Origin of the sequence: Curtobacterium sp. MCBA15_008 (genome assembly GCF_001865065.1) — a bacterium.
Classification (GTDB): Bacteria; Actinomycetota; Actinomycetes; order Actinomycetales; family Microbacteriaceae; genus Curtobacterium.
The window spans coordinates 1-6,703 of the sequence record NZ_MJGN01000032.1; the positions used below are offsets into that span (position 1 = coordinate 1).

The 6,703-nt window shown below is 68.0% G+C and carries 6 protein-coding genes; 5 read left to right on the forward strand and 1 reads right to left on the reverse strand.

Annotated elements, in window-relative coordinates:
* Positions 1-127: 127 nt before the first annotated feature.
* Positions 128-1,183: an anthranilate phosphoribosyltransferase gene (gene trpD / locus BIU96_RS12905; RefSeq protein WP_071293025.1), complete on the reverse strand. Its 1,056-nt coding sequence runs from the start codon at positions 1,181-1,183 to the stop codon at positions 128-130.
* A gap of 70 nt (positions 1,184-1,253) precedes the next feature.
* Between trpD and BIU96_RS12910 the strand changes: the two genes are divergently transcribed.
* The 5 genes from BIU96_RS12910 (at position 1,254) to BIU96_RS12930 (ending at position 6,637) form a co-directional block, all read left to right on the forward strand.
* Positions 1,254-1,892 carry a heme-copper oxidase subunit III gene (locus tag BIU96_RS12910; RefSeq protein ID WP_058743205.1) on the forward strand — a complete coding sequence of 213 codons (639 nt, stop codon included), beginning with the start codon at positions 1,254-1,256 and terminating at the stop codon, positions 1,890-1,892.
* A 21-nt stretch (positions 1,893-1,913) separates the two neighbouring features.
* Positions 1,914-2,723, forward strand: coding sequence for a cytochrome c (locus BIU96_RS12915; protein ID WP_071293026.1), 810 nt, complete (start codon positions 1,914-1,916; stop codon positions 2,721-2,723).
* 33 nt (positions 2,724-2,756) lie between these two features.
* A complete protein-coding gene (locus BIU96_RS12920) occupies positions 2,757-3,824 on the forward strand; it encodes a ubiquinol-cytochrome c reductase iron-sulfur subunit (RefSeq protein ID WP_071293027.1) in 1,068 nt (355 codons plus the stop codon).
* Positions 3,824-5,512: a ubiquinol-cytochrome c reductase cytochrome b subunit gene (locus tag BIU96_RS12925; RefSeq protein WP_071293028.1), complete on the forward strand. Its 1,689-nt coding sequence runs from the start codon at positions 3,824-3,826 to the stop codon at positions 5,510-5,512. The genes BIU96_RS12920 and BIU96_RS12925 overlap by 1 nt, the downstream gene beginning before the upstream one ends.
* A 165-nt stretch (positions 5,513-5,677) precedes the next feature.
* Complete coding sequence (locus BIU96_RS12930) at positions 5,678-6,637, forward strand: phosphodiesterase (RefSeq protein WP_071293029.1); 960 nt, start codon at positions 5,678-5,680, stop codon at positions 6,635-6,637.
* The last annotated feature ends 66 nt before the right edge of the window (positions 6,638-6,703 follow it).

Here is a 6,703-nt window from a genome sequence, read left to right on the forward strand (position 1 = left end):
GGCACCGCGCCTCCAGTCAGTTGCGTCCAGTTCCGTCCCGTTCCGCAAAACGCAACGTGGGCGGTTGCTCGCAGCGCTGTGCCGCTGCGAGCAGCCGCCGTCGTTGCGTCTTGCGAGGGGCGAGCGGCTACGCGGCCGGGGCCGCGCCGACCCAGTCAGCCAGTTTGCGCGCTGCGGCGCCGGAGTCGATCGCCTCGGCCGCGACGAGCATCTGCTCGCGGAAGCGCTGCAGGATCGGCCGGTCCACCTCGGCCGGGTCCTCGGCCAGCCGGAAGGCGACCAGTCCGGCCGCGGCGTTGAGCAGGACGATGTCGCGCACCGCTCCGACCTCGCCGGCGAGCAGGCGGTGCACCACGGCGGCGTTGTGCTCCGGGTCGCCACCGAGCAGGTCCTCGATGCGGGCACGGGCGATGCCGAGGTCGCGCGGGTCGATGTCGTGCTCGGTCACGCGGCCGCCCGTGACCTCCCAGATGTGGCTGTGACCGGTCGTGGTGAGCTCGTCGAGCCCGTCGTCGCCGCGGAACACGAGCGCCGTCGCCCCGCGGGTCTGGAACACGCCCGTGATGATCGGCACGAGCTCGAGCTGCGCGACCCCGACCGCGTTCGCCTCGCAGCGCGCCGGGTTGACGAGCGGCCCGAGGAAGTTGAAGACCGTGGGGACGCCGATCTCCCGCCGCACCTTGCCCGCGTGGGCGAAGCCGGGGTGGAAGGCGCTGGCGAACGCGAACGTCAGCCCGACACGCCGGAAGGTGTCCGCGACACGCGCGGCGTCCATCGTGAGGTCGAGGCCGAGGGCGGCGAGGACGTCGCTCGAGCCGGACTTCGACGAGCTCGCACGGTTGCCGTGCTTGACGACGGGGACGCCGGCCGCAGCGATCACGATCGCGGACATCGTCGAGACGTTCACGGTGCCGACGACGTCGCCGCCGGTGCCCACGATGTCCAGCGCCATCGGGTCCACGTCGAGCGGGACGGCGGCCTCGAGGATCGCGTCGCGGAAGCCGACGACCTCGTCGACGGTCTCGCCCTTGGCGCGGAGCGCCACGACGAACGCCGCGATCTGCGCCTCGGTCGCGCGTCCCTGGACGATCTCCTGCATGGCCCATGTGGACTGGCTGATCGTCAGGTCTTCGCGCGCCATGAGCGCGCTGATCGCCGAGGGCCAGGTGAGGAGGTCGGACATGTCTCGATCGTAGTGAATTCGAGAGACCCGCCAGTCTCCTGCGAAAACACTGTCGGGGGTTTCGGCCATAATGGAGGACGTGACTAGCACCCCTCTCTCCAGATCCGCCAGCGGTCCGGTCCTGAACAGGCCGAACGCCGTTGCCGTGGGGACGATCGTGTGGCTGGGCAGCGAGGTCATGTTCTTCGCCGGCCTGTTCGCGATCTACTTCACGCTGCGCAGCACCTCGCCCGAGCTCTGGGCGACCGAGACCTCCAAGCTCGAGGTGCCGTTCGCCTCGGTGAACACGATCATCCTGGTGCTGTCCAGCTTCGCGTGTCAGTTCGCGGTCTTCGCCGCCGAGCGCTTCCAGGTGCACCGCACCAGCTGGAACCCGAAGGACTGGGGCATGACGGAGTGGTTCTTCGTCACGTACTGCATGGGCGCGATCTTCGTCTGCGGCCAGATCTTCGAGTACGCGAACCTCTGGCACGAGGGCGTGACGCTCTCCTCCAGCGCCTACGGCTCCGCCTTCTACATGACCACCGGCTTCCACGGCCTCCACGTCACCGGCGGCCTCATCGCCTTCCTGCTGACGCTCGGCCGCGGCTTCGCCGCCAAGAACTTCGGTCACAAGGAAGCGACCACCGCGATCGTCGTGTCGTACTACTGGCACTTCGTCGACGTCGTCTGGATCGGCCTCTTCGCCGTCATCTACCTTCTCAAGTAGGAACTGGATAGCCCCCACCGCATGTTCAACAGAAGCAAGTCCAAGAAGGGCCGCCGCTCCCCGATGGCGACCGTGTCGCTCATCGTCGTCGGTCTCATGACCACCGGCGGTGCGTACGCGCTGTTCAGCTCCACGGCGAACGCCGACGACAGCACGAGCACCGTGGCGGCGTCGAGCCAGTCGAAGGTGAACGAGGGCCAGAAGCTCTTCGCCTCCAACTGCGCCACCTGCCACGGCCTCTCCGCGCAGGGCACCAGCGAGGGTCCGTCCCTCATCGGTGTCGGCGCCGCGTCGGTCGACTTCCAGGTCGGCACCGGCCGCATGCCGATGGCAGCGCAGGGCCCCCAGGCAGAAGAGAAGCCGGCGCAGTTCACGGACGAGCAGGTCGACGCCCTCGCCGAGTACGTCGCGTCCCTCGGCCCGGGCCCGTCGGTCCCCTCCACCGAGCTCACCAACGGCGAGGACGGCGACGCCGCCGAGGGTGCCGAGCTGTTCCGCATCAACTGCGCGATGTGCCACAACGTGGCCGGCGCCGGTGGTGCGTTGACCGAGGGCAAGTACGCGCCGAACCTGCAGTCGGTGTCCGGCAAGCACATCTACGAGGCCATGGTCACCGGCCCGCAGAACATGCCGGTCTTCAACGACCTCAACCTCACGCCCGAGCAGAAGGCCGACATCATCACGTACCTCAAGTACGTGCAGGACAACAAGTCGCCCGGTGGGTTCGCCCTCGGCTCCCTCGGCCCGGTGGCAGAGGGTCTGTTCATCTGGATCTTCGGACTCGGCGCGGTCGTCGCGATGACCGTCTGGCTGACCGCGAAGTCCAACTGATCGTCCGTGTCGAACGACACTGAAGGGAACACCATGGCAGAGCACGACGACGAGGCACTGAACTCGTCCTCGGCTGTCGAGAAGCACGGCACGACCACGACGCCGGCCGGTATCGCGGTCCTCCCCGCGGACCCGTTCGAGAACCCGGGCGAGCCGCCGCACCGCGCGCGCCGCACCGACGTCGACCCGAAGAAGCAGCGCCTCGCCGAGCGTCAGGTCGCCACGTTCTTCTACCTGTCGATCGTGGGCAGCGTCCTGGCGATCGCGGCCTACGTGGCCTTCCCGATCGACTCCGACGACTTCGGCACGGTCCGCACCGCGAACCTGTTCCTCGGCCTGTCGATCGCGCTGGCCCTGCTGGCGCTCGGCCTCGGCGCCGTGTACTGGTCGAAGTCGCTCGTCGTCGACCGCGAGATCTCGGAGCTCCGCCACACCACCCGTGGCACGGACGCGACCCGTGCGAAGGCCGTCGAGGCCTTCCAGCTCGCCGACAAGGAGTCCGGCTTCAGCCGTCGCAAGCTGATCCGCAACTCGATGATCGGTGCCCTCGCCGCGTTCCCGCTCCCCGGCATCGTCCTGGTGCGTGACCTCGCGCCGGCGGCCGACCCGAACGAGCTCCTCCGCCACACGTTCTGGAAGTCGGGCATGCGCCTGACCAAGGACCCGACCGGTCTCCCGATCAAGGCGTCCGACGTCACGATCGGCTCGGTCTTCCACGTCATCCCCGACGGGATGCTCGACTCGGAGCACATGCTCGAAGAGAAGGCCAAGGCCGCCGTCCTCCTCATGCGCCTCGACCCGAAGGACCTGAACCCCGCCAAGGGGCGCGAGAACTGGGGCTACGACGGCATCGTCGCGTACTCCAAGATCTGCACCCACGTGGGGTGCCCGGTCGCGCTCTACGAACAGCAGACGCACCACCTGCTGTGCCCGTGCCACCAGTCCACGTTCGACGTGTCGAACAACTGCGACGTCATCTTCGGCCCGGCCGCACGCCCTCTCCCCCAACTTCCTATCGCGATCGACGACGACGGCTACCTGGTTGCCCAGAGCGACTTCCACGAGCCCGTCGGACCGTCCTTCTGGGAGCGTGAACGCTGATGAGCACCACCACCACCAATGCACCCGCGTCGAGCACCAAGCCGGCGCCGGAGCGTGGATCCCGCATCATCGGCGGGGTCGCGAACTACATCGACGAGCGCACGAGCATCTCGGGCCTCGTGAAGGAGGTCGGGCGCAAGATATTCCCCGACCACTGGAGCTTCATGCTCGGCGAGGTGGCGCTGTACAGCTTCGTCGTCGTCCTGCTCTCCGGCACCTTCCTGACGTTCTTCTTCCAGGCGTCGATGGCCGAGGTCGTCTACAACGGCTCGTACGTCCCGCTCAAGGGCGTCGAGATGTCGACGGCGCTGCAGTCCACGCTGAACATCTCGTTCGACATCCGTGGCGGGCTCTTCGTCCGGCAGGTCCACCACTGGGCGGCCCTGCTGTTCGTGGCCTCGATCATGCTGCACATGGCCCGCGTGTTCTTCACCGGCGCCTTCCGCAAGCCGCGTGAGCTCAACTGGGTGTTCGGCTTCCTCCTCTGGGTCCTGGCCATGGCCGAGGGCTTCACGGGCTACTCGCTCCCCGACGACCTGCTCTCCGGCAACGGTCTGCGCATCATCGTCGGCATGATCGAGGGCGTCCCGGTGATCGGCGTCTGGATCGCCTACCTGCTGTTCGGCGGCGAGTTCCCGGGTACTGACATCGTCGGCCGCCTCTACACGCTGCACATCCTGCTGCTGCCGGCGATCCTCGTGGCGGTGCTCGGCGTCCACCTCGTGCTGGTCGTCATCAACAAGCACACGCAGTTCGCGGGTCCGGGCAAGACGAACGAGAACGTCGTCGGTGTCCCGATCCTCCCCGCGTTCGCCGCCAAGGCCGGTGGGTTCTTCTTCATCGTCGCGGGCATCCTCGCCCTCATCGCGTCGATGTTCACGATCAACCCGATCTGGAACTACGGCCCGTACGACCCGTCCCCCGTGTCCGCCGGTACCCAGCCTGACTGGTACATCGGCTTCGCGGACGGTGCGCTCCGTCTGGTGCCGCCGCACTGGGAGGTCGTGTGGTTCGGCTACACGGTGTCGTTCAACATCCTGGCGCCGATCGCGGTGCTGGTGCTCCTCATCCTGGCGATCCTGCTCTACCCCTTCATCGAGGGCTGGATCACCGGTGACAAGCGTGAGCACCACATCCTCGACCGCCCGCGCAACGCCCCGACCCGTACGGCGTTCGGTGCTGCCGGCATCACCCTCTACGCGAGCCTCTGGGCCGCCGCGTCGTCGGACATCATCGCGACCCACTTCATGGTCTCGATCGAGCACGTGATCCACGTGATCCAGGCCACGACGGTCCTCGGCCCGTTCCTCGCCTTCTGGATCACGAAGCGTGTCTGCCTCGCGCTGCAGAAGAAGGACCGCGAGATCGTGCTCCACGGGTACGAGTCCGGCCGCATCGTGCGACTGCCGCACGGCGAGTACATCGAGGTGCACGAGCAGCTCGACGAGTACGAGCGCTGGAAGCTCCTGCAGTTCAACGAGTACAAGCCGCTCATGATCCGCCCGAACGCCAAGGGCAAGATCTCCAGCGTGCAGAAGCTGCGTGCCGGCGTCTCCCGCTTCTTCTTCGAGGACCGCATCACGCCGGTCACGAAGGCCGAGCTTGAGGCAGCGCACGCCGCGCACCACGGTCCCGAGCTGGACGGCGGCGAGCACCCCGCCGCTGCCATCGGAGCGGGCAACCACTAGCGAGTCAGCCGAAGCAACCCCCGTCACGGAAGTGGCGGGGGTTTCTTCGTGCGTCGGGAACACGCCGGGTCACGTTCACGTTCGATTCACCGACACGTGCTGGACTCGTCCAGGACGGTGTGGCACTGTGTTGCATCGAGCACCCGCCAACGGAATGGAACCCCGATGGACAGCCGGACGGCCGAACACCCCAGGCCGAACCACTTCCTCCTCCACCTCAGCGACACCCACCTCGTGGCAGGCGACGGTGACCTCTACGGCGACGTGGACTCTGCGGCGCGTCTGACCGAGATCATCGCCGACATCGAAGCCGCGGGCACCCGCCCCGAAGCGATCGTCGTCACCGGCGACGTGGCCGACAAGGGCGAACCGGGTGCCTACGCCCGCATCCGCGACATCGTCCAGCCAGCGGCCGAGCGCATCGGTGCCCAGGTCATCTGGGCGATGGGCAACCACGACGAGCGCGGCGCCTTCCGCCAGGAGCTCTTCGGCCTGCAGCCGACCGACCGCCCCGTCGACTTCGTCTACGACGTGAACGGCCTCCGCGTCATCACGCTCGACACCAGCGTGCCGGGCCGGCACCACGGTGAGGTCTCCCCCGAGCAGCTCGACTGGCTCGCCGAGGTCCTGTCCGAGGCGGCACCGCACGGCACCATCCTGGCGATGCACCACCCGCCCGTGCCGAGCGTGCAGGACCTCGCGGTCCTCGTGGAGCTCCGCGAGCAGGACGCCCTGGCCGAGGTGGTCGAGGGCAGTGACGTCATCGCGATCATCGCCGGACACCTGCACTACTCGACGAGTGCCGTGTTCGCGGGCATCCCCGTCTCCGTCGCGAGTGCGACGTGCTACACGCAGGACCTCACCGAGTTCCAGGGCGGGACCCGCGGTCGTGACGGTGCGCAGTCGTACAACCTCGTGCACGTGTACGGCCACAACGTCGTGCACTCGGTGGTGCCGATCGGGCACTACGCCACGGTCGGGCAGCCCGTCACGGCGGCCGAGACCGAGGCCCGCCTCGAGGCCGCCGGCGTCTCGATCCCGGCCGCGGTCGAGCCGGCCCCGGTCACGTCGAGCATCCCCGTCTTCACCCTCGACGCGGTGCCCGTCTCCCCCATCCACCGGTAGCGCGCTTCCGCGAAAGCGACAGGTCCCCGCCGCGGTCTGGTCTCACCCCCGCGAAAGCGACAGTTC